Here is a 23,395-nt window from a genome sequence, read left to right as displayed (position 1 = left end):
ATGCACAGTGTAGGGCGTGGTCGTCCGCGACGCTCATGCGCCGGTCGCCTCGTCGGCGACCTGCACCGCATGTCCTGCGCCCTCGCCATCGCGCATCAGCCGTGCCGCCATCCAGCTGGCAAGCAGCATCATCGCCGCGCCGAACAGGGCGATCGCGCGCATCGCGTGCGTGAACGACGTGCGGGCGGCGTCCGCGACCAGCACGCCCGCCGGCCCACCGAGTTCGCCTGCCACCGTCATCGCACCGCCGAGCGTGGACAGCGCGCGCGTGCTGTCCACGGTATCCATGCCCGTCGGCAGCGCGGGCGCCAGCCACAGCCGGAACAGCAGCATGCCGGCGCTGCCCAGCACCGCGATGCCCAGCGCGCCGCTGAGTTCGGCGCTGGTTTCCGACAGCGCGGAGGCGGCGCCGGCGCGCTCGGGCGGCGCGGTGGTGATGATCAGTTCGTTGCCCACGGTGAACACCGGCGCCATGCCGATGCTCATCGCCAGCATGCCGGCGATCAGGATCCACAGCCCGTGCGGCGGCATCACGGCCGCGGTGATGCCGAAGCCCGCCGCGGCGATCAGCAGCCCCCGCACCATCACCTGCCGCGCGCCCCAGCGGCGCGCCCAGCGCGGTGCGAGCAGCGAGCCGACGGTGAAACTAAGCGACCAGGGAATGGTCGCGATGCCGGCCTGCAACGGCGTCAGCCCCAGCACCAGTTGCAGGTACTGGGTCATGAAGATGTATACGCCCATCATCGACAGGCCGGCCAGCGCGTAGGCGACGATGGCGGCGGTGAAGGCCGGGCGCTGGAACAGCGTCACGTCGAGGAAGGGATAGGCCAGGTGGCGTTGCCGGCGCACGAACAGCACGCCCAGGCCCACGCCGGCCAGCAGCATGACGATGCCGCGCGCGTCCGCGCCGTATTCGGCGATGCGCTTCAGCCCGTACACCGCCGCCAGCACGGCGGACAACGACTGCGCCATGCTGACCGGGTCCAGGCGGCCGGCGTCGGGGTCGCGGTATTCCGGCAGCAGCTTCGGGCCCAGCACCAGCAGCAGCACCATCACCGGCACCGCCGCCAGGAACGCCGCGCCCCACCAGAACCATTGCAGCAGCACGCCGCCGACCAGCGGGCCGATGGCGCCGCCGACCGAGAAGCTGGCGATCCACACGCCGATGGCGAACTGCCGCTCGTGCTCGTCGTGGAACATGTTGCGGATCAGCGACATCGTGGACGGCGCCAGCGTGGCGCCGGCGATGCCCAGCAGCGCGCGCATCGCGATCAGCATTTCCGCGCTGCGCGAGAACGCCGCGACCACCGAGGCCGCCGCGAACGCCGCCGCGCCGATCAGCAGCAGGCGCCGCCGGCCCATGCGGTCGCCCAGCGTGCCCATCGTGATCAGGAAGCCGGCCACCAGGAAACCGTACACGTCCACGATCCACAGCAACTGGCTGGCGCTGGGGTCCAGTTCCGCGCTGATCGCCGGCAGCGCCAGGTTCAGCACGGTCAGGTCCATCGCGTAGACCAGGCAGGGCAGGGCGATGATCGCCAGCCCGATCCATTCGCGGCGGGTGGCCTTGGCGGGGGCGGAGTTCGTCGGCATGGCATTCCGTTGAAAGGGCATCATCCCGTCGACGAACGGGAAGGCCGCGCATCGACAGGGCGATTCTCGGCGAAGCGGGCACGGACCGGTTAGCCCGGACCGATCATTTCCTTTCCAGCCAGAGCAGCAGGCCGTCCAGCGCCGGGCACAGCGCCTGTCCCCAGTCGGTCAGGCGGTACTCGACCTTCGGCGGCACCTCCGGATACACCGTCCGCGCGACCAGGCCGTCGGCTTCCAGCTGGCGCAGTTGCTGGGCGAGCATCTTCTGCGAGATCGCCGGGATCAGTTTCTCCAGGTCCGAGTAGCGCTGGACCCTGCCGTCGAACAGGTGGAACAGGATCAGCAGCTTCCAGCGGCCGTCCAGCAGCCGCACCGCCGCTTCCACGTCGTGGGCCGCGGATTCGGGTGTGTGGTGTTTCCTGCTCACTGCATCGTCAGCCACTTACTTTTCCGTGCGTTCTTGTACGCGGGCAAGCCTAGGGCCACGATGCGCGCCTCGCAACAAGGCGTATGCCAGGAGTCGTGGATGAACGTGGAACTGCCGGAACCTGTCGCCCTCTATCTGAGCGAAGAGAATGCCGACGGCGTCGACTGCATCGAACGCTGCTTCACCGCCGATGCGGAGGTTCGCGACGAAGGACAGGCCATCCGCGGCTGGGAGGCGATCCGCGCGTGGAAGCGTTCGGCCAAGGCGCGTTACCAGTACCGGGTCGAGCCGCTCTCGGCGGAGAGGCAGGGCGAGCAACTGCGCGTGCATGTGCGGACCACGGGAAATTTTCCGGGCAGCCCGGTCGAACTGGACTACACGATCGTGCTGGCGGGCGATCGCATCGCTTCGCTGGAGATCCGCGGATGACCCTGGACCTGGATCTGCAGGGAAAACGCGTGCTGGTCACCGCGGGTACCCGCGGCATCGGCGGGGCGACCGTGGCGCTGCTGCGCGAACTCGGCGCCACCGTGCTGGCGGTGGCCCGTTCGCAACCGGAAGGCACCGATGATCCGCTCTTCGCCGCCGCCGACCTGACCACCGCAGAAGGCTGCGCCGCACTGGCGGACACCGTGGCGTGGCGCCTGGGCGGCGTGGACATCGCCGTCCATGTGCTGGGCGGCTCGTCCTCGCCCGGCGGCGGGTTCGCCGCGCTCGGCGAGGAGGAATGGCGCCGGGAACTGGATCTCAACCTGCTTCCCGCCGTGCGGCTGGACCGCGCGCTGCTGCCGGGCATGCTGGCGCAGGGGTCCGGCGTCATCGTCCACGTGACCTCCATCCAGGGCCGGCTGCCGTTGCCGGAAGCCACTACCGCGTATGCGGCGGCCAAGGCGGCGCTGTCCACCTACAGCAAGAGCCTGTCCAAGGAGGTCGCGCCGAAGGGCGTGCGCGTGCTGCGCGTGTCGCCGGGCTGGGTCGAGACGGAGGCGTCGGTCGCGCTGGCCGAGCGCCTGGCCGAACAGGCGGGCACCGACTACGAAGGCGGCAAGCGCATCATCATGGCATCGCTGGGCGGCATTCCGCTGGGAAGGCCGGCCAGGCCGCGCGAGGTCGCCGAACTGATCGCCTTCCTGGCCTCGCCCCGCGCGGCGGCCATCACCGGCACGGAACACGTGATCGACGGCGGCACCGTGCCCACGGCGTGAGGGCACGGCCGCACGTCAGCGGATGATGAAGTCGATGAACCTGGCGACCTTCGAATAGGGCGGCTTGAGCAGGTCGCTGCCGGCGCGGCGCGGCTGCCACAGGATCGGCAGCGCCTTGCTCATCGCGTCGAAGCCGGCGCGGCCGTGGTAGGCGCCCATGCCGCTGGCGCCGATGCCGCCGAACGGCAGCGCGTTGATGCCGAAGTGCAGCAGGGCGTCGTTGACGGTGACGCCGCCGGCCAGCGTGCCGCTCAGGATCTTCTCCACGCGGTCGCGGTCGTGGCTGAAGGGGTACAGCGCCAGCGGACGGTCGTGCGCGTTGACGTAGGCGATGGCGTCGTCCAGCGAATCGACGCTGCGGATCGGCAGGATCGGCCCGAAGATCTCGTCCTGCATGACCCGGGCGTCGTCGCCGGGTTCCAGCACCAGCGTGGGCGCGAACAGGCGCTGCGCGGCAGCGTGCGCGTCGGCCAATGGCACCACCTCGAGCCCGCGCGCGCGCGCATCGTGCAGGTAGCCTTCCAGTCGCGCGAACTGGCCATCGTTGATGATGCGCGTGTAGTCGTCGGTGTCGCGCAGGTCGCCGTAGCGCGCCTTCACCTGCTCGCGCAGCGCCTGCACCAGCGCGTCGCGGCGGCCCTTGCCCACCAGTACGTAGTCCGGCGCGATGCAGGTCTGCCCGCCGTTGAACCATTTGCCGGTCGCCAGCCGCGCCGCGGCCTGCTCCAGCGGGTAGTCGTCGCAGACGATGGCCGGCGACTTGCCGCCCAGTTCCAGCGTCACCGGGGTCAGGTTGGGCGCGGCGGCGGCCATCACCTTGCGCCCCACCGCGGTGGAGCCGGTGAAGACCAGGTGGTCGAACGGCAATGCGGCGAACGCGGCCGCCACGTCGGCGCCGCCGGCGGCCACTGCTACGCGTTCCAGCGGGAACACCTCGGCCAGCAGCGAGCGCAGGAATTCCGTCGTGCGCGGCGTGTATTCGGACGGCTTGAGGAATACGTGGTTGCCGGCCGCGATGGCGGTGGCCAGCGGGATCAGCGCCAGGTTGACCGGATAGTTCCACGGCGAGATCACGCCGACCACGCCGACCGGTTCGCTGCGGATCTCCGCGCGCGCCGGCCAGAAGCGCCAGCCCACGCCGACCCGGCGCGGTTTCATCCACGTGCGCAGGTGCGAGGCCAGGTGGTCGATCTCGTTGAGCACCGTCATGCCGTCCGCGATCAGCGATTCGTGGCGCGAACGATGGCCGAAGTCGGCGGCGATGGTGTCGGCCATCTCCGGCAGCCGCCGCTTCAGGGCGTCGCGCAGGCGTTGCAGGTCGGCGCGGCGCTGGGCGTGGTCGGGCTTGTTCGCCTGCCAGGCATCGCGCAGGCGGTGCAGGGTGGCGGTCAGGTCGGGCGGGGCGGTCGTGTCCATACGCCGGAGTGTAGTCCGGCCGAATCGGCCCTGCTCGCTACAATGGCCGAATGACCGCCATCCGCCCCTATCTTGACCGTTTTCCCGTCCTTGGCCAGCGCGTCTACGTGGACCCGGCGGCCACCGTGATCGGCGACGTGGAACTGGCCGAGGACGTGTCCGTCTGGCCGGGCACCATCCTCCGCGGGGACGTCAACTTCATCCGCATCGGCGCGCGCACCAACGTGCAGGACGGCACCATCGTCCATGTCAGCCACCACAGCCCGTACAACCAGGCCGGCCATCCGACGCTGATCGGGGCGGACGTCACCGTCGGCCACGGCACCATCATCCACGCCTGCACCATCGAGGACCTGTGCCTGATCGGCATGGGCGCGTGCATCCTGGACGGCGCCACGGTGAAGCGATACGGCTTCGTCGGCGCCGGCGCGGTGGTGGGGCCGGGCAAGGTCGTCGGCGAGGCGGAGCTATGGCTGGGCAACCCGGCGCGGTTCGCCCGCCGGCTGACCAACAGGGAAATCGAGAGCCTGCATTATTCCGCCGGCCACTACGTGCGGCTGAAGGACCGTTACCTGGACGCAACACTATCCGCGGGATGATTCCGTAACGCAGCCACGTCCGAAGACAGGAGTGCCACATGACGTACAAGCCCGAAGGCTACACTTCGGTGGCGCCGTACCTCGTCGTCGATGGCGCGCAGCGGACGCTCGACTTCCTGGTGCAGGTCTTCGATGCCGAGCCGCTGCGCCTGCATGCCGTCGGCGACGGCAGGCTGGGCCATGCCGAGGTGCGCATCGACGACACGGTCGTGATGCTGTCCGATGCGATGGAAGGCTGGCCGGCCGTGGCTGGCCATGTCCACCTGTACGTGCCGGACGTGGACGCCGCCTGGCAGCGCGCCATGGCGGCCGGCGCGACGCCCGTGCAGGCGCCGGTGCGGAAGCAGGGCGACGAGGACAAGCGTGGCGGGTTCCGCGATGTCGGCGGCACCACCTGGTGGATATCCACGCAGGTCGGTTGAGCCGCATCAGCGGCGAAGTTCAGCGTATCGGCGCCGTGGCCCGTTCCAGCGCCGACAGCATCGCCATCGCCTCGGCGCGGCTGGCCCCGCACATCGTCGGACCGGGTTTCAGCGAGGCGCAGAACGCCGGGCGCTCGGGCTTGCAGAACAACCGGCAGCGCAGCGCGTCGTCCAGTTGCACGCACGCCACGCCCGCCGGCTTGCCGTGCGGCATGCCGGGGATGGGCGAGGTGATCGACGGCGCCGTGCAGCAGGCGCCGCAGCCCGGCCGGCAGGAGAAGGGAATGGAGTTCACGGTGGCGGCCAGTCTAGGGCCTATCACAATAGCTTCAACAGGCCCCAATCCGGCTGGGCAAGCGCGGCGTTGCCCGCTAAAGTCGGCGTGTACAGGGGAAGGCGCATGGAAAGCGAACCACGGCACGTCAATCTGCTTCGGGTACCGCCTGCACATCGGCCGGACGAACATGCGGTGACTGCCTGATGCTGGATACCTATCGCGAAGTGGTCACGCCCGAGGGCGTCGCCCTGCACCTGCCCGCCGCCGGGCCGGTGCCGCGCGCGCTGGCGTGGGGCATCGACCTGGCGATCCGCATGGGCGTGGTGATGGTCATGGGCATGGTGCTGGCGATGCTGGGCAAGGCCGGCGAAGGGTTGTACCTGATCGGCCTGTTCCTGGTGTTCTGGGCGTATCCCATCGTGCTGGAATCCGCGTGGCACGGGCAGACGCCGGGCAAGAAGGCGATGGGCCTGCGCGTGGTGTCGGCCGACGGCGCGCCGCTGGGCTGGCTGGCCGCGATCACCCGCAACCTGCTGCGCACCGTGGACATGCTGCCGTTCGGCTATGCGGTGGGCCTGGTGGCGTGCCTGGCCGATCCGCACGGGCGCCGGCTCGGCGACATGGTGGCCGGCACGCTGGTGGTGCATGTCGGCGCCGAGCGCGAACACGTGCCCGCGCCGATCAATGCCGTCCACGTCCCGCCCGTGGGCCTGCGCCCGGAGGAACAGGCCGCCGTCGTCGCCTTCGGCGAACGCGCGCCGCAGCTCACGCCGTCGCGGCAGGAGGAACTGGCCGACATCGCGGCGCCCATCACCGGGACCCACGGACAGGCCGGCGTGCTGCGCCTGTACGGCATGGCCAACTGGCTGCTGGGGCGCCGATGAGGCAGGAGCAGTTCGTCGCCCGCCACCAGGCAGAATGGATCGCGTTCGAATCGTGGATGCAGGCGCGGGGCGGCAGCGCGCGGCAGGCGCGCGCCGAGCGCAACCAGGGCGTGCTCAACGACGAGGAGATCCCGTCGCGCTACCGCCGCGTCTGCCAGCAACTGGCGTTGGCCCGCAAGCGCGGCTACAGCCCGGTGGTGGTGGAGCGCCTGCAGGCGTTGATGCAGCAGGGGCACGGCCTGCTGTACCGCACGCCGCCGCCGCGCTGGCGCCGCGCCGCGCGTTTCCTGCTGGCCGACTTCCCGCGGCTGGTGCGCAGCGAAGCCGGCTGCATGTGGGTGGCCACGCTGGTGTTCGTGCTGCCGCTGGTGCTGATGTTCGTGCTGCTGCAGTACCGCCCCGAACTGATCTACAGCTTCATGTCGCCGGAACAGGTCGCCCAGGTCGAACGCATGTACGACCCCGGCGACCCGCGCCATTCGCTGGGCCGCGAGAGCGGCAGCGACTGGCAGATGTTCGGCGTCTACATCTGGAACAACATCGGCATCGGCCTGCGCACGTTCGCCGGCGGATTGCTCGCGGGCGTGGGCGCGCTGCTGGTGCTGATCGCCAACGGCATCGGCATCGGTGCGGTGTTCGGCCACCTGCAGCAGATCGGTTACGGCGATCCGTTGTGGCGCTTCGTCGCCGGGCATGCGCCGTTCGAGCTGACCGCCATCGTGCTGGCCGGCGGCGCGGGGTTGCGGCTGGGGCTCAGCCTGATCGCGCCGGGCCGGCACCGCCGCATCGACGCGCTGGTGCTGGCCGGCACCAAGGGCGCACGGCTGTGCCTGGGCGTGGCGACGATGCTGCTGGTGGCGGCCTTCATCGAAGCGTTCTGGTCGTCCACGCAGTCGATCCCGGCGACGGTGAAGTACAGCGTGTCCGGCGTGCTGTGGACGCTGGTGCTGGTGTGGCTGTGGCGCGGCGGGCGCGGAGTGGCGGATGCGGATTGAACAGCTGACCGTCCGCCTGCGGGTGCGCTCTTCCTGGGAGGCGGTGGAACTGGGCATGGCGCTGGTGCGCCGCCACGCCGCCGCCATCTGGAAGCCGTGGCTGTGGCTGACGCTGCCGGTGTTCGCGCTGCTCAACACCGGCGCGTGGCTGATCGACCAGTTCTGGCTGGCCGCGCTGCTGATGTGGTGGCTGAAGCCGGCCTTCGACCGTATCCCGCTGTACGTGGTGTCGCGCGCGGTGTTCGGCAGCGTGCCGGGCACGGCCGAGACGCTGCGCACGCAAAAGGCCTGGGGCTGGAAGAGCGTGCGTCAGTTACTGACTTGGCGCCGCTTCAGCCCGGTGCGTTCGCTGTACCTGCCGATCGACCTGCTGGAAGGCGTGGACGGCGACCGCCTGCGCCAGCGCCGCGGCGTGCTGGGCGGACAGGCCTACGGCACGGCGGTGCTGCTGACGCTGATCTGCCTGCATTTCGAGGCCGCGCTGGTGGTGGGGGCCGTGGTCGCGGTGCTGGCCTACTTGCCGACCGGGCTGATGCCGGACAGCGTGCAGGATGCGCTGAAGCTGGTGTCCGAGACGCCGCCGGCGTGGATGAAGCTGTGCTGGAACGCGTTACTGTGGGCCGCGGCCAGCGTGGTGGAACCGTTCTTCATCGGCGCCGGCTTCGGCCTGTACCTCAACCGCCGCACGCAGATCGAGGCATGGGACGTGGAGATCGTGTTCCGCCAGCTGCGCGCGCGCCTCGCCGCCTCGGCCCCGGTGCTGCTGGCGGTGATGCTGCTGGCCGGCATGGCCGGTCCGCTGCGCGCGCAGGAGCGCGATACACCCCCGCAGGCGCACGCGCGGAGCGACCAGAAAGCCGAAACGCGCGCGACGCCGCCCACGCTGCCGCGCGTGTTCGGCGAACAGCGCGTGGACGAAGCGTCCTTCCGCAAGGCGGCGGACCAGGCCTATCGCGACCCGCTGCTGGACCGCACCCAGACCCGGAGCACCTGGGAGCGTCGCAACCCGGACGACAGGAAGAAGGAAGAAGAAAAGGACCGCGACCTGCCGCCGTTGCTGGCGGGCTTGGGTGCCGTGCTGGCCTTCATCGGCGAGTGGGGCCTGTGGCTGATCGTGGGCGCGCTGGCCGTGGCGTTGCTGGCGACGATGCGTTACTGGCTGCCGTGGATGCGCGGTGGCCGTCGCCGCGATGCCGTGCCCGACGATGCGGTGGCGACCGAAGCGCTGGCGCTGCCGGAAGCGTTGCCGGACGACATCGCCACCGTCGCCCGCCGGCTGTGGCGCGAAGGCCGGCCGCGGCATGCGCTGGCGCTGCTGTACCGCGCCAGCGTGGACAGCATGAGCGCGCGCGCCGACCTCGTGCTGCCGCCCGGCGCGACCGAAGCCGAATGCCTGCGCGCTTCGCGCCGCATGCCGCAGGCGGAAGACCGCAATGTCTTCGCCCGCATGGTGCGCACGTGGCAGTACGCCGCCTACGCGCAACGACTGCCGGAAGAGGGCGAGTTCGACGCGCTGGTGTCCGAGCTGGAGCTGCGTTACGGGTGGACGGCATGACTGCCCGCGCACGCGCCGCGTGGACGATCGCCGCCGTGGGGTTGGCCGTGGCGTTGCTGGTGGCCGGCGCGCTGTGGTTCCGGCACGAGTTCCATCGCGTCGAGAAGACGATCTACCTGCCGCCCGGCGGCGAGGCCGCGTACAACCCGCTGTACGCCCTGGCGAAAACCCTGCAGGCGGACGGCGTGAAGGTCGACGCGCGCCAGCGCCTGAAGCTGGACGACCACGCATTGGCGGCGCGCGACACCGTGCTGCTGTTCAACGACCCGCGCGCGCTGTCGCCGCCCGAGGCGCGCCGCCTGCTGGACTGGGTGGAAGGCGGCGGCCACCTGATCGTGCGCACGCCGATGTACTCGCCGGCGAAGGACGTCGCCGGCGAGGACGCCCCGGCGTCGGTGCTGCTGGACATGCTGTCGCTGTGGCTGGTGGGCGAGACGCCGGAGTGCGAGGCTTTCCAGGTGGAGGGCGAGGGGCACCACGTCGAATTCTGCCGCGGCCGCCGCTTCGCCTTCGACGACGTGGAGCCGGAACTGTCGTGGGGCGACCTGCAGGCCGGGTACGTCTATGCGCGGCTCGAGGTCGGCAGCGGGCATGTCGACGTGCTGGCCGATGTCGATTTCCTGGCCAACGGCGCCTCGCGCAATCCGTTGGCCAATGCGCTGGCCGAGCCGCCCGACGGCGGCCTGCGCGACGGTCCGCACCGCGCGCTGGCGCGGCAAATCCTGGCGCCCAACTACGGCCACGGCACCATGCACCTGGTCTATGCCGCGGAAATGCCGTCGATCTGGCGCACGTTGCTGGTGCGCGGCTGGATGGTGTGGGCGCCGCTGCTGCTGGCGCTGATGGCGTGGCTGTGGGCGCGCATGCAGCGCTTCGGGCCGGAACTGCCCTCGCCGTCGGGCGAACGGCGCTCGCTGCTCGAACACGTGCGCGCCAGCGGCGAACACCTGTTCCGCTATGGCCGCGGCGTGCTGCTGTACACCGCCATGCGGCAGGCCTTCCTGGCGCGCCTGCGCCGCCGCGATCCGGTCGCCGCCGCATTGACCGGCGAGCCGCAGGTGGCCGCCATCGCCGAACGCTTCGACCTGCCCGCCGAACGCGTCCGCACCGCCCTGCAGACGCCGGGTTCGCACGATCGCCAGGGCTTCCGCGACCGCATCTCCACGCTGATCCAACTGAGAAACCGACTATGAACGATACGACCTCCGCCCTGCCTCCCGAGGTCCCCGCGCCCGCCGGCAACCTGCTGGCCGAACGCGCCGCCGCCGTGCGCGAGGAAGTGTCCAAGGCCTTCATCGGCCAGCCCGAGGTGCTGGACCAGATCCTGATCGCGCTGCTCGCGGGCGGCCACGTGCTGATCGAAGGCGTGCCCGGCCTGGGCAAGACGCTGCTGGTGCGCGCGCTGGCGCAGGCGCTGGAGCTGAGCTACGCCCGCGTGCAGTTCACCCCCGACCTGATGCCCAGCGACGTCAGCGGCCACGCGGTCTACGACCCGAAGACCGAGAGCTTCGTGATCCGCCGCGGCCCGGTGTTCACCCATCTGCTGCTGGCCGACGAGATCAACCGCGCGCCGGCGAAGACGCAGTCCGCCTTGTTGGAAGTGATGCAGGAAGGGCAGGTGACCATCGAGGGCAAGTCCTTCGAACTGGCGCCGCCGTTCCTCGCCTTGGCCACGCAGAACCCGGTGGAACAGGAAGGCACCTACCCGTTGCCGGAGGCGCAGCTGGACCGCTTCCTGCTGAAGGTGCTGATCGACTATCCGTCGCTGGAGGACGAAAAGCGCATGGTGGACGCCATCACCACCGGCCGCACCGCCGCGGACTTCGATCTGTCGCAGGTCAGGCGCGTGCTGGGGCCGGACGACATCATCGCCCTGCAGCGCGGCACCGCCGCCGTGCAGGTGGACGAGCAGGTGATCGACTACGCCGTGCGCATCGTCGCCGCGACCCGCAAGTGGCCGGGCATCGCGCTGGGCGCCGGTCCGCGCGGCAGCATCGCGCTGGTGCGCGCGGCGCGCGCGCAGGCGGTGCTGCAGGGGCGCGACTTCGTCACCCCGGACGACGTGCGCGAGATCGCCCGCCCCGCGCTGCGCCACCGCATCACGCTGGCGCCGGAACTGCAGATCGAAGGCCAGTCGCCCGACGACGCCCTGCGCGCCCTGCTGGCCAAGGTGGAAGCGCCACGGAAATGAGGATGGATGCCGCCACAACCGCCATGCTCAAGCCGGTGGAATCCGGTGCGCGCATCCACTGCCCCCTCCCCCGCTTGCGGGGGAGGGTTGGGGTGGGGGGAGATCGAAGCCGAAACGATTCGGTGTTTGTTGGCGTGCCGAAGCGGGGTGCTTTGCGCCTGGAGATTTCCGGAGAAAATGATCCGCACGGGCTCCGTCGCCCCCATCCCAACCTTCCCCCGCAAGCGGGGGAAGGGGCCGTTACATGAGGCCCGCGCCGCTGCTGATCGCATTGCTGGCGCTGTGGGGACTGTGCGGCCTGGCCGTGCCGTTCCTGGCGCAGCCTTTGTGGCAGTGGCAGCTCGGCGGCGCCGTGCTGGCCGGGCTGGCATTGCTGGATGCCGTATGGCTGCGCCGCAAGCCGACGCCGGAGGTGGTGCGCGAAATCCCCGAGGCGCTTCCGTTGGGCATCGAGCGCGACGTGGCGCTTCGCATCGAGTCCCTCGCGCGGCAGCGCGTGGACGTGTTCGACCTGCACCCCGGCGGCTGGCCCGCCAGTGGGCTTCCGCGCAGGTTGACGCTGGCGCCGGCCACGGCTTCCACCCTCCACTACCGCCTGCGCCCCAATGCGCGCGGCGACGCGGTCTTCGACGGCGTGCAACTGCGCTTGCATTCGCCGTTGCGGTTGTGGCGGCAGTCGCGCGTGGCCGGCGCGCCGCAGCGCGTGCGCGTCTACCCCAACTTCGCCCCGCTGACGCGCTTCGCGCTGTTCAGCGCCGAACAGGCCTCGCGCCTGGTCGGCGCGCACCTGAAGCGACGCCGTGGCGAAGGCACCGACTTCCACCAGATGCGCGAGTACCGCGTCGGCGACAGCCTGCGGCAGATCGACTGGAAGGCCACCGCGCGCTCGCGCAAGCTGGTCTCGCGCGAATACCAGGACGAGAAGAACCAGCAACTGGTCATGCTGATCGACACCGGCCGCCGAATGCTGGCGCGCGAGGACGAACTGGGACACTTCGACCACGTGTTGAACGCGTCGCTGGTGGTGTCGTACCTGGCGTTGCGCCAGGGCGATGCGGTCGGGCTGCTGGCCTCGGGCGGCGACAGCCGCTGGGTGGCGCCGCAACGCGGCATGGCCGCCATCGACACCCTGCTGCGCGCCAGTTACGACCTGCAACCGCAGGCCGTGGCCACGGACTACCTGGCCGCCGCCACCGAACTGTCGCTGCGCCAGCGCCGCCGTTCGCTGGTGATGCTGGTCACCAACGTGCGCGACGAGGACATCGAGGACCTGCTGGCCGCCGTGCGCCTGTTGCAACGCCGCCACCTGGTCTGCGTGGCCAGCCTGCGCGAGACCTCGCTGGACGAGGCGCTGGACCGCGACGTCAACGACCTGTCCGGCGCGATCCACGCCGGCGCGGTCGCCCGTTACCTGGAGCAACGCGCCGCCGCGCACGAAGCCCTGCGCAGCCATCGCGTCATGGTGCTGGACGTCACCAGCGACGAACTGCCCGCCGCGCTGGTGGAACGCTACCTGGCGGTGAAGCGCGACGGGTTGCTGTAAGGCGGGAACGGGAAACGGAGCTTCCCCTCGACCTGTCCCTGTAGGAGCGCCCTAGGGCGCGATGCTCTTGATTCAACGACAATGCATCGTCCGGGCAATCGCGCCCAAGGGCGCTCCTACAAGATGCGAGGCTTCAGGCGCGTACCGCCGCCCCGAGCATCGCCTTGCACGCACCCCAGGCCAGCATCACCAGCCCGGCGGAAGAAAGCACGCCCAGCAGCATGCCCACCGCGCTGAATAGTGCGAAGCCGCCGCTCATGCTGTAGCCGCCTTCGGCATGATGGATCATCCAGACCTGTGTCACCGACATGACGAGCCGCAGAAGCGCGGCACCCAGGATCGCCGCCATGCCGCCGATGGCCAGCGCGCGCCCCGGCGCGGCCGGCGTCCACATCCACAACATCGCCAGGCCCGCGACGCAGGCCAGCAGCTCGGGAAGCTGGAAGCCCAGCAGGGTCAACAACTGGGCGACGAAACCATCCATGCATGCGCTCCTTGGGTCGGGAGTACGCAAGCGTACCGTAGGCGTGATGCCCGTAGTCGGGATGGATGGGCCGCACGGTACCGTGCCGGGACTCCGGGAGGCTGCACAGCCTGCGGCTTTGCCGGACTACGGCACCAAGCCATACGCGAAACGGGTTCGCCCCGAACCCATGTTGCCAGGTGGTTCCAATGCCTGGGCCAAGCCGGCCCGCCGCACGGGTTTGACCTGAAGTGATCGGATCGCGGTCCCTTCACACCCGGGCATTCCTGTGGATCTTGTAGTCGGCGAAATTGCCTGGGTAGGACCTGACGCCAGGCGCGTCGAGCTTCCTGCGCATGAGATCAAACGCCTCCATTTTTCCCGCGCCCGACCAGGCTGAAGGTGGCGCCACAATCAATCTTTTCTCGCCGCCGTGCAACACGATGGAGCCCTGCGGTCCCAACTCGACTTCACGAACATCCTGCCATCGCATGCGGAAGTGGCCAAAGGCATTCCTGTGCGAAACGCAGCTTTCGGAGAATTCGTAATTTCCGGCGCTCATGAGCAAATAGACGCCCATGAGCACGAAAAAACCGAAGACAAGAATAGGCCAGTACTGGCGGGCAAGAAACGCGCCGACGGCGCATGCCATGAAAAAGACGCAGCACACTGCGCCAAGAATCAGATAGCTCCGCAGACCAACGGCGTAGGCTCTGTGCATGCGCCGGCTCCCCGATGCCCGAACCAGGCCGACCCGCCAGCGGGTTCGACTTGAGTGCTTGTCAGGCGGTGATCGCCACCAATGGAACGAAACGATAGTACAACCAGGCTTCAATCGCGGTGCCGGCCGCTATGCCCACCAATGGAAACGCCACGGAAACCCAGTTCGACGGAGCAGAGTCCACGAGGGTGATGGCGAGCAAGCAGAATAGAAGGGGAATCAGGCCCAGCGCCAACATGTGAAGCGAGGCCTGCAACCAGGGGACGCTCACCCTGTTTCCGCAGGACATGCATCTTTTCCTGCGGGCGGGTCCTAGAGCCAGCTTGGACCAGAAGCCGAGGCAGGGGCGATTGCAATGCGGGCAATGGTTTGGATGCATCCGGTTCCACCTGACGCCTGTTGTCCGCTCAATCCGCCGTCACCAGCACCTTGTCCTTGCCGCGCAGCGCGGCGTACACCGCGTCGGTGTCCGGGCGCACGCCGTGCCAGCCTTCGAAGGCTTCCGCCGCCTGTTCCACCAGCATGCCCAGGCCATCGACGGCATCGTGGCAGCCGGCGGCGCGGGCCCAGGCGAGGAACGGGATCGCGGCCTCGCCATAGTTGATGTCCACCGCCAGCGTGCGCGGCGTGGCCAGGCCGAAGGGCAGGGTGAACTCGCTCTGGTCCTGGCGCGCGGCGGACGTGGCGTTGACGATCAGCGAAAAGTCGCCCAGGTCGCGCAGGTCGGCCCAGTAGCGCGAATGCGCGCGGTCGGGTTCGCCCAGCGCGTCGGCCAGCGCGTCGGCGCGTTCCGGCGTGCGGTTGACGATGATCAGCTCGCTGATGCCGGCATCCAGCAGCGCCGGCGCCACGCCGCGCGCGGCGCCGCCGGCACCGAGCAGCAGCGCACGGCGCGCGCGCAGGTCCAGCCCATGCCGGCCGGTCAGGTCGCGCACCAGCCCGGCGCCGTCGGTGTTGTCGCCCTGCCACTGCCCGTCGTTGCGGGTCAGCGTGTTCACCGCGCCCGCGCGGCGCGCGCGGTCGGTAAGCCTCGATGAGATCGCGAAGGCCGCTTCCTTCAGCGGCATGGTGACGTTGGCGCCCGCGCCGCCTTCGCCGGCGAAGCGGTCCAGCGCGGCGACGAAATCGTGCGGCGCGGTGTCGATGGCGGTGTATTCCAGCGCGATGCCCGACTGCCGCGCGAAGGCGGCATGGATGCGCGGCGACAGCGAATGTGCGACCGGATGACCGAAAACTGCATATCGGGGCGTGGACATGACGTGCTATGAATCCAGTTGGCAAGGGAATGGATACGCGGGTGACCACCATGAAACGCAGACTGGCCGCCACCGCCTTCGTCGGCAGTCTACTCTCAGCCGCGGCGCTGGCGCAGCTGGCCGAATACGGCATCGAAGGCCTGTGGGTGGTGTCCACGCGCGATGCCGAGGTGCGCGGCAGCGTGTCGGCCGACGGCCAGCGGATCGTCTGGGGCAGCGCGGACCGCGACGGCGGTCCGGGCGGCGGCGATCTGTGGCAGGCGCGATGGGTCGACAAGCGCTGGATGGACCCCGCGCCGCTGGCGCTCAACTCCCCGGCCGACGATGCCGAACCGATGTTCAGCGCCGATGGCCGCTGGCTGTACTTCGCCTCCAACCGCGAGGGCGGCGCGGGCGGGCATGATCTCTACCGCGCGCCCGTGCAGCCGGACGGCGGTTACGGCCCCGTCGAATCGCTGGGCCCGGGCATCAACACGCGCGGCGACGAGCGCTCGCCGACCCTCAGCGCCGACGGCCGCTGGCTGGCGTTCGCCAGCAATGGACGCAAGGGCGCGGGCGGATACGACCTGTTCCTCGCGCGCTGGGATGGCACGGCCTTCGTGGACCCGCGGCCGGTGCCCGGCGTGAACACCGCGGCCGACGAGATCGACAGCGCCTGGCTGGACGAAGGGCGCGCACTGCTGTTCTCGCGTTCCACGCAGGCCGGCGGCGAGGCCACCCGGCTGTACGTGGCGGCCTGCGATGGCCGCGCCTATGCCGATGCGCAGCCATGGACGCTTTCGTTCAACACCGCCGAGGGCATGACCCGCGCGCCGGTGGTGGATGCGTCCAGGCCGGCGGAGATCGTGGTGACCGGTTCGGCGCGCGCACCCAGGGCCGGCAAGGGTGACCTCTACCGTACGGTGGCGCCGAAGGCGACGGGCAAGGTTGGTTGCCTCTAGGGCGCTCCTGCAGCGCGCCGGCTTATTCATCGGCGGAACGAACAGCATCGCGCCCTGGGGCGCTCCTGCAGTGCGGGTTTGTTTGTAGGAGCGGTCTTGGCCGCGATGCCTTGGGCGGACACACCCGGGAAAGTTCGTTCTTGCGAGAAGGCGCTGCTTGCATGCGCCGTAACGCCGCACAGGCGGACGTGTCGGGGGCGCACCGACTTGACAGCCTTCGTGGGGCACTCCAATGTTCCGCCCGCCCAGGGGAGTGGGCGTTCCATCGAATGAAGCCGGCAGGCCGGGCGTTCCGGTCCGCTTTTCATCGATTCCGTCGAAAGCGCCTTCCATCGTGGGCGGGCGCGGCCGGCACGTGCACATTCCAGTTCGGCCATGCCGGCATCCGCCCGGCATGGCTGTTCGATCACGCATGGACCTGGGAAACATTCCATTTGCCAAGGAGAGGAGTCACCCATGAAATACCCCGTCCGCTGCCTGCCGCTCGTGCTGGCCGCCTTCGCCCTGCACGCGAACGCACAGTCCCTATCGCCCGCATGGGATGAGTACCGGAAGAAAGAGGAGGCCGCTCAGGCTCCCGTGCAGGATCAGTCGCCCGCGCAGCCGCAGGCGCCCGCCGCGCCCCAGGCCGGCGCGACGCCGCAGGCCCAGCCCTACGCCGCGCCCGCGGCATCCCGTGCCCCTGTCCGCGACCAGGGCGGTTTCTTCATCGGCGCGCAGGGCGGCCGTGGCTGGATCTACGACGACATCGAACAGCGGGCGGCGGCGGTGAGCGCCGGCTACCGCTGGCAGACCGGCCCTTGGGCGCAGGTGGGCGTGGAAATCTCCGGCGGCAGGCTCGACAGCACCCGCGAAGACGGCTTTCTGATCCCGGAGGCCACCTATGGCGCGATCGGCGCCAACGCGCGCTTCAACTTCGGCGACAGCCGCTGGTTCGCCGTCGTGCGCGGCGGCTATTTCAGCGCCGACCAGGACAATCCCTACGGCGGCGACTTCTCCACCGACGGCGGCTACGCCGGCCTGGGCATCGGCGTGGACATCAACCGCCATTTCAACGTCAGCCTGGGCTATACCGCCTTCGTCTACGCCGACGACTACTACTATGACGACTGCGACTACTTCGACGACTGCCGGTTCAACCGCGCCGACACGGTGATGCTGGGCATCGAAGCCCGCTTCTGAACCGTCGCCGGGGAACGGGAGCCGGCGCGTTCCCGTTCCCCGATACGTGGGCGAACAGCCAATCTCATTGTGGGAGCGACGTCAGTCGCGACCGGAAACGAACAAAGAGCATTCAGACAGGGATCGGCGCGGATGAACGCGGCTATGAAGCTTTCGGCTTTATCCGTGCAATCCGTGGCCGAAGATTTCTTCGTTTCCATGGTCGCGGCTGAAGCCGCTCCTACATGGGCTCAGCCTTCGCGCAGCCAGCGCGCCGCGTCCAGCGCGAAGTAGGTCAGCACGCCGTCCGCGCCGGCGCGCTTGAACGCGGTGAGCGCTTCCAGCGTGCAGGCCTTCTCGTCCAGCCAGCCGTTGGCGTAGGCGGCCTTGAGCATCGCGTACTCGCCGCTCACCTGGTAGGCGAAAGTGGGCACGCCGAATTCGTCCTTCACCCGCCGCACCACGTCCAGGTACGGCATGCCCGGCTTGACCATCACCATGTCGGCGCCTTCGTCGATGTCCAGCGCGACTTCGTGCAGCGCTTCGTCGGTGTTGGCCGGGTCCATCTGGTAGGTGTACTTGTTGCCCTTGCCCAGGTTGCCGGCGCTGCCGACGGCGTCGCGGAACGGGCCGTAGAACGCCGAGGCATACTTGGCCGAGTAGGCCATGATCCGCGTGTTGACGAAGCCCTCGGCTTCCAGCGCCTCGCGGATGGCGCCGATGCGGCCGTCCATCATGTCGCTGGGCGCCACCACGTCGGCGCCGGCGCGCGCGTGCGACAGCGCCTGCTTGACCAGCGCGTCCACGGTGACGTCGTTGAGCACGTAGCCGCCGTCGTCGATGATGCCGTCCTGCCCGTGGGTGGTGAACGGGTCCAGCGCCACGTCGGTGATCACGCCCAGTTCCGGGAAGCGCTGCTTCAACGCGCGCACGGCGCGCTGCGCCAGGCCGTCGTCGTCCCACGCCGCTTCGGCGTCCAGCGACTTGGCTTCCGGCGCGGTCACCGGGAACAGCGCCAGCGCCGGCACGCGCAGTTCGACGGCCTGTTCGGCCACCTTCAGCAGTTCGTCGATGGACAGGCGTTCCACGCCCGGCATCGACGGCACGGCTTCGCGACCGGGCAGCTCGTGCACGAACACGGGATAGATCAGGTCGTTCGCCGTCAGCACGTGCTCGCGCATCAGCCGGCGGGAAAAATCGTCGCGGCGCATGCGGCGCGGACGGGAATGGGGATAGGCCATCGCGGACTCCTTGCAGAGCCGCGAATGATACGCCTCGCCTCCCGGACGTGTGGCGCGACGCATGGTCGCAGCGCGGAACGCTGTGTCCGGCGCGGCTATCGGGGCGTCAGAAGATGCCCCCGCCCAGCGAGAGGCGGATGATGCCGACCACGATGACGATGCCGTTGAGCACCAGTCCGGCCTTGGCGCGGCCGCGCTTCTCGGTGCGGGTGAACAGGATGCCGATGGCGGCGATGATGGCGCCCACCGCGGCGAACGGAATCAGGAACCAGTTGCCCCATCCCAACAGCGGGATCAGCGCCAGCACCATCCACAGCATCGCCACGATGCCCCACAGCAGACTGATCAGTCCCATGGTCTCCGCTTCCTCGACCGGCGCGCGGGATGGCGCCGGATGCCTGAACTATGGGGTCCGCCGCGCCGTGCTTCAAGCGCGCACGCCGTGCATGCCCTCGATCTCGACCAGCAGCTCGCGGCGGCAGACGTCGGCCTGCAGCATCAGGTACGGCACGCGTCCGCCCAGGCGGGCGTCCAGTTGCGCCGCCACGGCATCGGCGTCCTGGGCATCGCGGACGTAGACCTTCAGGCGTGAGCTGGCGTCGAAGTGCGGCGGCAGCGACGGTTCCTGCGCGCAGGCGGTGGACAGCAGGCTGTCCAGGTTGGTCAGGGTTTCGTCCAGTTGCGCGCGCAGCGAATCGGCATGCTGCGAGGCGTGGCCGACGATGCTGGCGGTGCCGGACAGCAGCAGCGGCACCTGCGGCGAAGGCGGCAGCAGGGCGCGCGCGAAGCTGGGCGACTGCGGGCCGTATTCGCGCGGGTACCGGTAGGCGCTGACCTGGCGCGGGTTCTCCAGCGGGCGGCCCGGTTCGCGCGCGGCCAGCCAGAACACTTGCAGCACCCGGCGGCCGTCGCGGCTGCCGATGGCGGTGGCCGCGGGCAGCGTGCGCGTGTCCACGTCGCCCAGGCCCTGCACGCGGCCCACGCAGAATTGCCGGTAGCGCTCGGCATCGCCTTCGCCCAGGGTGATGGCGTCGAAGTAGTTCCAGATGCGCAGCAGGTGCGGGTAGCCGCTGTCGCGCCAGAAGGCCGCCATCGCGGCATAGGCCTGCGCGCCGGCCGGCAGGATGCCGCCTTCGGGTTCTTCCCACTCCACCGCGCCGAACATCAACGCGCCGTCATGGCTGTAGCGGATGCCGCCGGCCACGCCGTGGGTCGCCGGACCGCCGGCGCGCCAGACTTCGAAGGGTGCCGCGCTGGTCCGCAGCGGCGACAGGGGTACGCGCAGGTAGCGGGGATCGTCCACCGCGGCGGAGGCGGGCGCCAGCGTGCCGAAACCGAACACGGCCAGCGTTTCCGGCAGGCCCAGCAGGGCGGCGGGCGAAGGGGTGTGGACATAGTCGACCGCCAGCCGCTGCGGGGCGGGCCGGAGATCGGGGGCAGGGTTCATCGTGCGGTGGATGGGCGCATAGGCAGGCGGGGAATGATAACCCGCCTGCATTTCCTCCCGGCCTGTCACGGCGGGTGGTGCCGGGATATGCCAGTATTCAGGCGTCGCGGCGGAAGATCGTCCGCAGAACACCGGGAGAAGCCGCCATGTCGTTCCGTATCGCCACCCTCGTCATCGCCGCCGCACTGGCGGCCGGTTGCGCCAGCAGTTCCAAGGTCATGCTCGGCCAGGCGCGTGCGCCGATCGATCCCGCGCAAGTGCAGGTCTACCGCACCGCCCCGGCCGGCGCGCAGGAAGTCGCGCAGCTGGAGTCCACCAGCGCCGTCGGCTTCGGCACGCAGGGCCAGACCAACTCGGCCGTCGCCCGCCTCAAGCGCGAGGCCGCCGCGCTGGGCGCCAACGGCATCGTGCTGCTGGGCGTGGGCTCCAGCGGCTCGCCGGTGGGCATGTCGGTGGGCGCCGGCAGCTACGGCCGCCACTCCGCCGGCGGGCTCAGCATGGGCATCCCCACCACCCAGCGGCAGGCCGCCGGCGTGGCCATCTACGTGCCGCCCGGCACGCCGGTCGATCCGGCGCTGGTGGTGCCGGAGCCGGCCAACCCCTGAGGCTGGGTAGGAGCGCCCCATGGGCGCGATGCTTTTGCGTACGGTGGCATGAAAAAGCATCAAAAGCATCGCGCCCATGGGGCGCCCCTACAGTGGGTGCTTAGCGCTTCCCGAGCTGCGCCGGGACGAACTGCTCCTTCACCGCCGCCGCCAGTTGGTCCGGCGGCAGCAGGCCCTGGTCGAGCAGGAAGTTGTTGAAGGCCAGGCGGTCGAACTTCGGCCCCAGCGCCAGCTCGGTCTGGATGCGCAGTTCCAGGATGCGCGTGTAGCCGTAGAAGTAGCTGCCCGCCTGCCCGGGCGCGTTGAAGGTGTAGCGGTCCAGTTCCTGCCGCGCCATCGGCCTGGAAAGCACCACGTCGTTCTCCAGCACCTGGCCGGCGCGCTCGCGGTCGATCAGGCCCAGGTTGAGCATCGGGTCCAACATCGCGCGGGCGGCGCGCATCAGCCGGAACTGCAGCGCGATCAGCTGCCCCTCCAGCGGTTCGTACGGCACCATCTCGGCCTCAGCGTACAGCGCCCAGCCTTCCACGTTGACCGAGTTGAACGCGAACATCGTGCGCGCCAGCGACACGCCGCGCTCGACCATGGCGGTGAACTGCAGTTCGTGGCCCGGGCGGCCTTCGTGCGCGCTCAACGTCCAGGTGACGGCATCGAAGTTGAAGTCGTCGTACCGCTCGCCCTTGCCGCTCGTGTCCGGGTTGCCCAGCGGCAGCACGAAGGTGCCCTGCTGGCCGGTATTCCCCACCAGCGGCGCGGGCAGGAAGTGCGGCGCCGGCTGCGCGGCGCTCTCGGCCTCCGTGCCCAGCCGCATCTGCATGGGGCGTTGCGGCACGTCGACGATGCGCTGCGAGTGGATGATCGGGTCGATGGCGTCGATCACCTGCCGGTAGCGGGTTTCCAGCTGGTCGTTGGGGATCGCGTCGCGCTTCAGCGCGTGGATCACGTCGCGGTAGTCGCTGGCGTCGATGCCCTTGGCCTTGGCCACCAGCGGCGCGATCTGCTGCATGACCGCGCGGGTTTCCATGAACTCCAGCTCCGCGCGCTGGATCAGCAGCTTCGGATCGATGTCGATGCCGTACTGCTTCAGCTGGAAGGCGTACAGCTCCGGCGGCAGGCGGGTATCGGTGCGCGCTTTGGGCAGCACGGCGGTCCTTACCCACGCCGCATGGTCCTTGAACTGCTGTTCCAGCGCCGCCAGCGCGGGTTGCGCGCCTTCCACCTTGTATTCGTCGAACAGTTTCCCGATGCCGGCGACGTAGGTATCCACGTTGGCCAGCGCGCGCTCGACTTCCAGCCTGGTGGGCGGCAGCAGCGCCGGATCGGCCAGCGCCTCTTCGTAGCGCTGCCGCGCCAGCACGGTGACCGGCGTGGTGTCCGGCGCCAGGCCGACGTAGCGTTGCAGGCGGTCCAGCGCCCTGGCGCGGCGTTCCGGTGGCGTCTGCTGCGACAGCAGGCCGTTGATGCCGCTGAACACGCTCTGCGGCACGTCCACCCATGGCAGCATCAGCTTCTCGTTGAGTTCGCTGCCTTCGATGCGCTGGTCGGCGGCGGCGATCATGATCTCCAGGTCCTGGCGGACGTTGGGGTCGCGCTCCAGCTGCAGTTTCTGCCGCAGTTCGGCCTTGGCTTTCGCGGTCGCTTCGCGGAAACGCCGCTCGTTGTCCGGTTTCAGGTCGAACACCTGCTCGTCGTAGCCGGGGATGCCGAAGAAGCTGGCCAGTTCCGGCTGGAACGGCGCCTGTGCGCCCAGCAGGATGTTCGCGTACTCGTTGCTCCTGGCGACCCAGGCGGGCGAAGGCGCCGGCGCGGAGGCGGCGGGCTTGGCGGTCGATTGCGCAAGCACGGGCAGCGGCGCGGCGAGCGCCAGGGCGATGGCAAGGACAAGCGGTTTCATCGGCGTTCTCCTGGAAAGTGGAACGACACTACGCGATAGGCAAGGTGATGCGAACCCGTCTCAGGTCATGTGTCGCGCCCCCGGGCTGTACAGGGCGGTTCCACGGCAGGTGGGGCGCCGCCCGTTTCCAGCACGATCCGTCCGCCGCCCTCGACGTTCACGGCCACCGTCTCGTAGCGCCAGGCGCCGGCGGACTTCTTCGCGACCACGTGCAGCGTGCCGTCGGCCTTCGCGCCGTCCAGCGGGATCGCCAGTTCCGCGTGGCCGCCGGATCCGTTGCTGCTGAAGTTGCCCTGCACGAACCAGCCCGCCTGGATCGGCTCGCCCAAGGCGGCGACCACGGCCGGGTCGTCCTGCGCCAGGGCCAGCGCGTGGCGGTAGGGTTCGGACGAGCGCATCGCGCCGAAGATCATCGCGAGGACAGCTACGACGAACGTCGCCAGCAGCGCCAGCGTCAGCGTCGCCAGTACCGGCACGCACCATTTCCAGTTGCGCCGCCACCAGCCGGGCGGCGCGGTGGGCACGGGCGGCGGAATCGCGGACATGGTGCGTCCTCCAG

The 23,395-nt window shown here is 69.7% G+C and carries 26 protein-coding genes; 13 read left to right on the top strand and 13 right to left on the bottom strand.

The window, feature by feature from the left end; all coding sequences use genetic code 11:
- Positions 1 to 33 precede the first annotated feature (33 nt).
- Both AAD027_RS18355 and AAD027_RS18350 read right to left on the bottom strand, forming a co-directional pair.
- A complete protein-coding gene (locus AAD027_RS18355; RefSeq protein ID WP_341727485.1) occupies positions 34 to 1,593 on the bottom strand; it encodes an MFS transporter in 1,560 nt (519 codons plus the stop codon).
- 103 nt (positions 1,594 to 1,696) lie between these two features.
- Positions 1,697 to 2,035 carry a winged helix-turn-helix transcriptional regulator gene (locus AAD027_RS18350; RefSeq protein ID WP_341727484.1) on the bottom strand — a complete coding sequence of 113 codons (339 nt, stop codon included), beginning with the start codon at positions 2,033 to 2,035 and terminating at the stop codon, positions 1,697 to 1,699.
- Between the two features lie 84 nt (positions 2,036 to 2,119).
- Between AAD027_RS18350 and AAD027_RS18345 the strand changes: the two genes are divergently transcribed.
- Complete coding sequence (locus AAD027_RS18345; protein ID WP_341727483.1) at positions 2,120 to 2,449, top strand: nuclear transport factor 2 family protein; 330 nt, start codon at positions 2,120 to 2,122, stop codon at positions 2,447 to 2,449.
- Complete coding sequence (locus AAD027_RS18340) at positions 2,446 to 3,225, top strand: SDR family oxidoreductase (protein WP_341727482.1); 780 nt, start codon at positions 2,446 to 2,448, stop codon at positions 3,223 to 3,225. The genes AAD027_RS18345 and AAD027_RS18340 overlap by 4 nt, the downstream gene beginning before the upstream one ends.
- A gap of 15 nt (positions 3,226 to 3,240) precedes the next feature.
- Here AAD027_RS18340 and AAD027_RS18335 read toward each other — a convergent pair whose 3' ends face one another.
- On the bottom strand, positions 3,241 to 4,641 hold the full coding sequence (locus AAD027_RS18335) for a coniferyl aldehyde dehydrogenase (RefSeq protein ID WP_341727481.1): 1,401 nt from the start codon (positions 4,639 to 4,641) through the stop codon (positions 3,241 to 3,243).
- Positions 4,642 to 4,691: 50 nt separating this feature from the next.
- On the opposite strand from AAD027_RS18335, the gene AAD027_RS18330 reads away from it, so the two are divergent.
- Both AAD027_RS18330 and AAD027_RS18325 read left to right on the top strand, forming a co-directional pair.
- Entirely contained in the window at positions 4,692 to 5,240 is a 549-nt protein-coding gene (locus AAD027_RS18330; protein ID WP_341727480.1) for a gamma carbonic anhydrase family protein, read from the top strand.
- Between the two features lie 38 nt (positions 5,241 to 5,278).
- Positions 5,279 to 5,662: a VOC family protein gene (locus tag AAD027_RS18325; protein WP_341727479.1), complete on the top strand. Its 384-nt coding sequence runs from the start codon at positions 5,279 to 5,281 to the stop codon at positions 5,660 to 5,662.
- Between the two features lie 19 nt (positions 5,663 to 5,681).
- On the opposite strand, the gene AAD027_RS18320 is transcribed toward AAD027_RS18325, so the two are convergent.
- Positions 5,682 to 5,957, bottom strand: a complete 276-nt coding sequence (locus AAD027_RS18320; RefSeq protein WP_425605491.1) for a YkgJ family cysteine cluster protein — start codon at positions 5,955 to 5,957, stop codon at positions 5,682 to 5,684.
- A gap of 185 nt (positions 5,958 to 6,142) precedes the next feature.
- Between AAD027_RS18320 and AAD027_RS18315 the strand changes: the two genes are divergently transcribed.
- From AAD027_RS18315 to AAD027_RS18290, 6 genes are all read left to right on the top strand, one after another.
- Positions 6,143 to 6,823 carry an RDD family protein gene (locus tag AAD027_RS18315; protein WP_341727478.1) on the top strand — a complete coding sequence of 227 codons (681 nt, stop codon included), beginning with the start codon at positions 6,143 to 6,145 and terminating at the stop codon, positions 6,821 to 6,823.
- Entirely contained in the window at positions 6,820 to 7,818 is a 999-nt protein-coding gene (locus AAD027_RS18310) for a stage II sporulation protein M (protein WP_341727477.1), read from the top strand. The genes AAD027_RS18315 and AAD027_RS18310 overlap by 4 nt, the downstream gene beginning before the upstream one ends.
- Positions 7,808 to 9,373 carry a DUF4129 domain-containing protein gene (locus AAD027_RS18305; RefSeq protein ID WP_341727476.1) on the top strand — a complete coding sequence of 522 codons (1,566 nt, stop codon included), beginning with the start codon at positions 7,808 to 7,810 and terminating at the stop codon, positions 9,371 to 9,373. Before AAD027_RS18310 ends, AAD027_RS18305 begins: the two co-directional genes overlap by 11 nt.
- Complete coding sequence (locus AAD027_RS18300) at positions 9,370 to 10,566, top strand: DUF4350 domain-containing protein (protein ID WP_341727475.1); 1,197 nt, start codon at positions 9,370 to 9,372, stop codon at positions 10,564 to 10,566. Before AAD027_RS18305 ends, AAD027_RS18300 begins: the two co-directional genes overlap by 4 nt.
- Entirely contained in the window at positions 10,563 to 11,564 is a 1,002-nt protein-coding gene (locus tag AAD027_RS18295; RefSeq protein WP_341727474.1) for an AAA family ATPase, read from the top strand. The genes AAD027_RS18300 and AAD027_RS18295 overlap by 4 nt, the downstream gene beginning before the upstream one ends.
- 244 nt (positions 11,565 to 11,808) lie before the next feature.
- Complete coding sequence (locus tag AAD027_RS18290) at positions 11,809 to 13,107, top strand: DUF58 domain-containing protein (RefSeq protein WP_341727473.1); 1,299 nt, start codon at positions 11,809 to 11,811, stop codon at positions 13,105 to 13,107.
- 133 nt (positions 13,108 to 13,240) lie between these two features.
- On the opposite strand, the gene AAD027_RS18285 is transcribed toward AAD027_RS18290, so the two are convergent.
- The 4 genes from AAD027_RS18285 to aroE form a co-directional block, all read right to left on the bottom strand.
- Positions 13,241 to 13,591, bottom strand: a complete 351-nt coding sequence (locus AAD027_RS18285; protein ID WP_341727472.1) for a hypothetical protein — start codon at positions 13,589 to 13,591, stop codon at positions 13,241 to 13,243.
- A gap of 250 nt (positions 13,592 to 13,841) precedes the next feature.
- Positions 13,842 to 14,291, bottom strand: coding sequence for a hypothetical protein (locus tag AAD027_RS18280; protein ID WP_341727471.1), 450 nt, complete (start codon positions 14,289 to 14,291; stop codon positions 13,842 to 13,844).
- Between the two features lie 61 nt (positions 14,292 to 14,352).
- Positions 14,353 to 14,562 carry a hypothetical protein gene (locus tag AAD027_RS18275; RefSeq protein ID WP_341727470.1) on the bottom strand — a complete coding sequence of 70 codons (210 nt, stop codon included), beginning with the start codon at positions 14,560 to 14,562 and terminating at the stop codon, positions 14,353 to 14,355.
- Between the two features lie 136 nt (positions 14,563 to 14,698).
- Positions 14,699 to 15,547 (bottom strand): shikimate dehydrogenase, encoded by an 849-nt coding sequence (gene aroE, locus AAD027_RS18270; protein WP_341727469.1) that lies wholly within the window; start codon positions 15,545 to 15,547, stop codon positions 14,699 to 14,701.
- 50 nt (positions 15,548 to 15,597) lie between these two features.
- Between aroE and AAD027_RS18265 the strand changes: the two genes are divergently transcribed.
- The gene (locus AAD027_RS18265) at positions 15,598 to 16,488 is read left to right on the top strand and encodes a TolB family protein (RefSeq protein ID WP_341727468.1); all 891 of its coding nucleotides are present in this window, start codon (positions 15,598 to 15,600) and stop codon (positions 16,486 to 16,488) included.
- 456 nt (positions 16,489 to 16,944) lie between these two features.
- Complete coding sequence (locus AAD027_RS18260) at positions 16,945 to 17,670, top strand: outer membrane beta-barrel protein (protein WP_341727467.1); 726 nt, start codon at positions 16,945 to 16,947, stop codon at positions 17,668 to 17,670.
- 230 nt (positions 17,671 to 17,900) lie between these two features.
- On the opposite strand, the gene hemB is transcribed toward AAD027_RS18260, so the two are convergent.
- The 3 genes from hemB to AAD027_RS18245 all read right to left on the bottom strand — a co-directional run bounded on the left by hemB (position 17,901) and on the right by AAD027_RS18245 (position 20,337).
- Positions 17,901 to 18,890 carry a porphobilinogen synthase gene (gene hemB, locus AAD027_RS18255; RefSeq protein WP_341727466.1) on the bottom strand — a complete coding sequence of 330 codons (990 nt, stop codon included), beginning with the start codon at positions 18,888 to 18,890 and terminating at the stop codon, positions 17,901 to 17,903.
- Positions 18,891 to 18,996: 106 nt separating this feature from the next.
- Complete coding sequence (locus AAD027_RS18250) at positions 18,997 to 19,245, bottom strand: hypothetical protein (RefSeq protein WP_341727465.1); 249 nt, start codon at positions 19,243 to 19,245, stop codon at positions 18,997 to 18,999.
- 72 nt (positions 19,246 to 19,317) lie between these two features.
- Positions 19,318 to 20,337: a chorismate transformation FkbO/Hyg5 family protein gene (locus tag AAD027_RS18245; protein ID WP_341727464.1), complete on the bottom strand. Its 1,020-nt coding sequence runs from the start codon at positions 20,335 to 20,337 to the stop codon at positions 19,318 to 19,320.
- A 146-nt stretch (positions 20,338 to 20,483) separates the two neighbouring features.
- On the opposite strand from AAD027_RS18245, the gene AAD027_RS18240 reads away from it, so the two are divergent.
- A complete protein-coding gene (locus tag AAD027_RS18240) occupies positions 20,484 to 20,942 on the top strand; it encodes a hypothetical protein (RefSeq protein ID WP_341727463.1) in 459 nt (152 codons plus the stop codon).
- A gap of 100 nt (positions 20,943 to 21,042) precedes the next feature.
- Here AAD027_RS18240 and AAD027_RS18235 read toward each other — a convergent pair whose 3' ends face one another.
- Together AAD027_RS18235 and AAD027_RS18230 are read right to left on the bottom strand one after the other, a co-directional pair.
- Entirely contained in the window at positions 21,043 to 22,836 is a 1,794-nt protein-coding gene (locus AAD027_RS18235) for a DUF885 domain-containing protein (RefSeq protein WP_341727462.1), read from the bottom strand.
- Between the two features lie 65 nt (positions 22,837 to 22,901).
- On the bottom strand, positions 22,902 to 23,381 hold the full coding sequence (locus AAD027_RS18230) for a cytochrome c oxidase assembly factor Coa1 family protein (RefSeq protein ID WP_341727461.1): 480 nt from the start codon (positions 23,379 to 23,381) through the stop codon (positions 22,902 to 22,904).
- Positions 23,382 to 23,395: the final 14 nt, after the last annotated feature.

It is taken from the genome of Pseudoxanthomonas putridarboris (assembly GCF_038321125.1).
GTDB lineage: Bacteria > Pseudomonadota > Gammaproteobacteria > Xanthomonadales > Xanthomonadaceae > Pseudoxanthomonas_A > Pseudoxanthomonas_A putridarboris.
Note: the sequence above shows the minus strand (reverse complement) of the source record. Positions and strands in the feature narration are given on the sequence as shown.

What these genes read in the sequence shown, in the direction of transcription:
- AAD027_RS18355 (WP_341727485.1), bottom strand. Translation starts at nt 1,593, where the DNA reads ATGCCGACGAACTCCGCCCCCGCCAAGGCCACCCGCCGCGAATGGATC.
- AAD027_RS18345 (WP_341727483.1), top strand. Translation starts at nt 2,120, where the DNA reads ATGAACGTGGAACTGCCGGAACCTGTCGCCCTCTATCTGAGCGAAGAG.
- AAD027_RS18340 (WP_341727482.1), top strand. Translation starts at nt 2,446, where the DNA reads ATGACCCTGGACCTGGATCTGCAGGGAAAACGCGTGCTGGTCACCGCG.
- AAD027_RS18335 (WP_341727481.1), bottom strand. Translation starts at nt 4,641, where the DNA reads ATGGACACGACCGCCCCGCCCGACCTGACCGCCACCCTGCACCGCCTG.
- AAD027_RS18330 (WP_341727480.1), top strand. Translation starts at nt 4,692, where the DNA reads ATGACCGCCATCCGCCCCTATCTTGACCGTTTTCCCGTCCTTGGCCAG.
- AAD027_RS18325 (WP_341727479.1), top strand. Translation starts at nt 5,279, where the DNA reads ATGACGTACAAGCCCGAAGGCTACACTTCGGTGGCGCCGTACCTCGTC.
- AAD027_RS18315 (WP_341727478.1), top strand. Translation starts at nt 6,143, where the DNA reads ATGCTGGATACCTATCGCGAAGTGGTCACGCCCGAGGGCGTCGCCCTG.
- AAD027_RS18310 (WP_341727477.1), top strand. Translation starts at nt 6,820, where the DNA reads ATGAGGCAGGAGCAGTTCGTCGCCCGCCACCAGGCAGAATGGATCGCG.
- AAD027_RS18305 (WP_341727476.1), top strand. Translation starts at nt 7,808, where the DNA reads ATGCGGATTGAACAGCTGACCGTCCGCCTGCGGGTGCGCTCTTCCTGG.
- AAD027_RS18300 (WP_341727475.1), top strand. Translation starts at nt 9,370, where the DNA reads ATGACTGCCCGCGCACGCGCCGCGTGGACGATCGCCGCCGTGGGGTTG.
- AAD027_RS18295 (WP_341727474.1), top strand. Translation starts at nt 10,563, where the DNA reads ATGAACGATACGACCTCCGCCCTGCCTCCCGAGGTCCCCGCGCCCGCC.
- AAD027_RS18290 (WP_341727473.1), top strand. Translation starts at nt 11,809, where the DNA reads ATGAGGCCCGCGCCGCTGCTGATCGCATTGCTGGCGCTGTGGGGACTG.
- AAD027_RS18285 (WP_341727472.1), bottom strand. Translation starts at nt 13,591, where the DNA reads ATGGATGGTTTCGTCGCCCAGTTGTTGACCCTGCTGGGCTTCCAGCTT.
- AAD027_RS18280 (WP_341727471.1), bottom strand. Translation starts at nt 14,291, where the DNA reads ATGCACAGAGCCTACGCCGTTGGTCTGCGGAGCTATCTGATTCTTGGC.
- aroE (WP_341727469.1), bottom strand. Translation starts at nt 15,547, where the DNA reads ATGTCCACGCCCCGATATGCAGTTTTCGGTCATCCGGTCGCACATTCG.
- AAD027_RS18265 (WP_341727468.1), top strand. Translation starts at nt 15,598, where the DNA reads ATGAAACGCAGACTGGCCGCCACCGCCTTCGTCGGCAGTCTACTCTCA.
- AAD027_RS18260 (WP_341727467.1), top strand. Translation starts at nt 16,945, where the DNA reads ATGAAATACCCCGTCCGCTGCCTGCCGCTCGTGCTGGCCGCCTTCGCC.
- hemB (WP_341727466.1), bottom strand. Translation starts at nt 18,890, where the DNA reads ATGGCCTATCCCCATTCCCGTCCGCGCCGCATGCGCCGCGACGATTTT.
- AAD027_RS18250 (WP_341727465.1), bottom strand. Translation starts at nt 19,245, where the DNA reads ATGGGACTGATCAGTCTGCTGTGGGGCATCGTGGCGATGCTGTGGATG.
- AAD027_RS18245 (WP_341727464.1), bottom strand. Translation starts at nt 20,337, where the DNA reads ATGAACCCTGCCCCCGATCTCCGGCCCGCCCCGCAGCGGCTGGCGGTC.
- AAD027_RS18240 (WP_341727463.1), top strand. Translation starts at nt 20,484, where the DNA reads ATGTCGTTCCGTATCGCCACCCTCGTCATCGCCGCCGCACTGGCGGCC.
- AAD027_RS18235 (WP_341727462.1), bottom strand. Translation starts at nt 22,836, where the DNA reads ATGAAACCGCTTGTCCTTGCCATCGCCCTGGCGCTCGCCGCGCCGCTG.
- AAD027_RS18230 (WP_341727461.1), bottom strand. Translation starts at nt 23,381, where the DNA reads ATGTCCGCGATTCCGCCGCCCGTGCCCACCGCGCCGCCCGGCTGGTGG.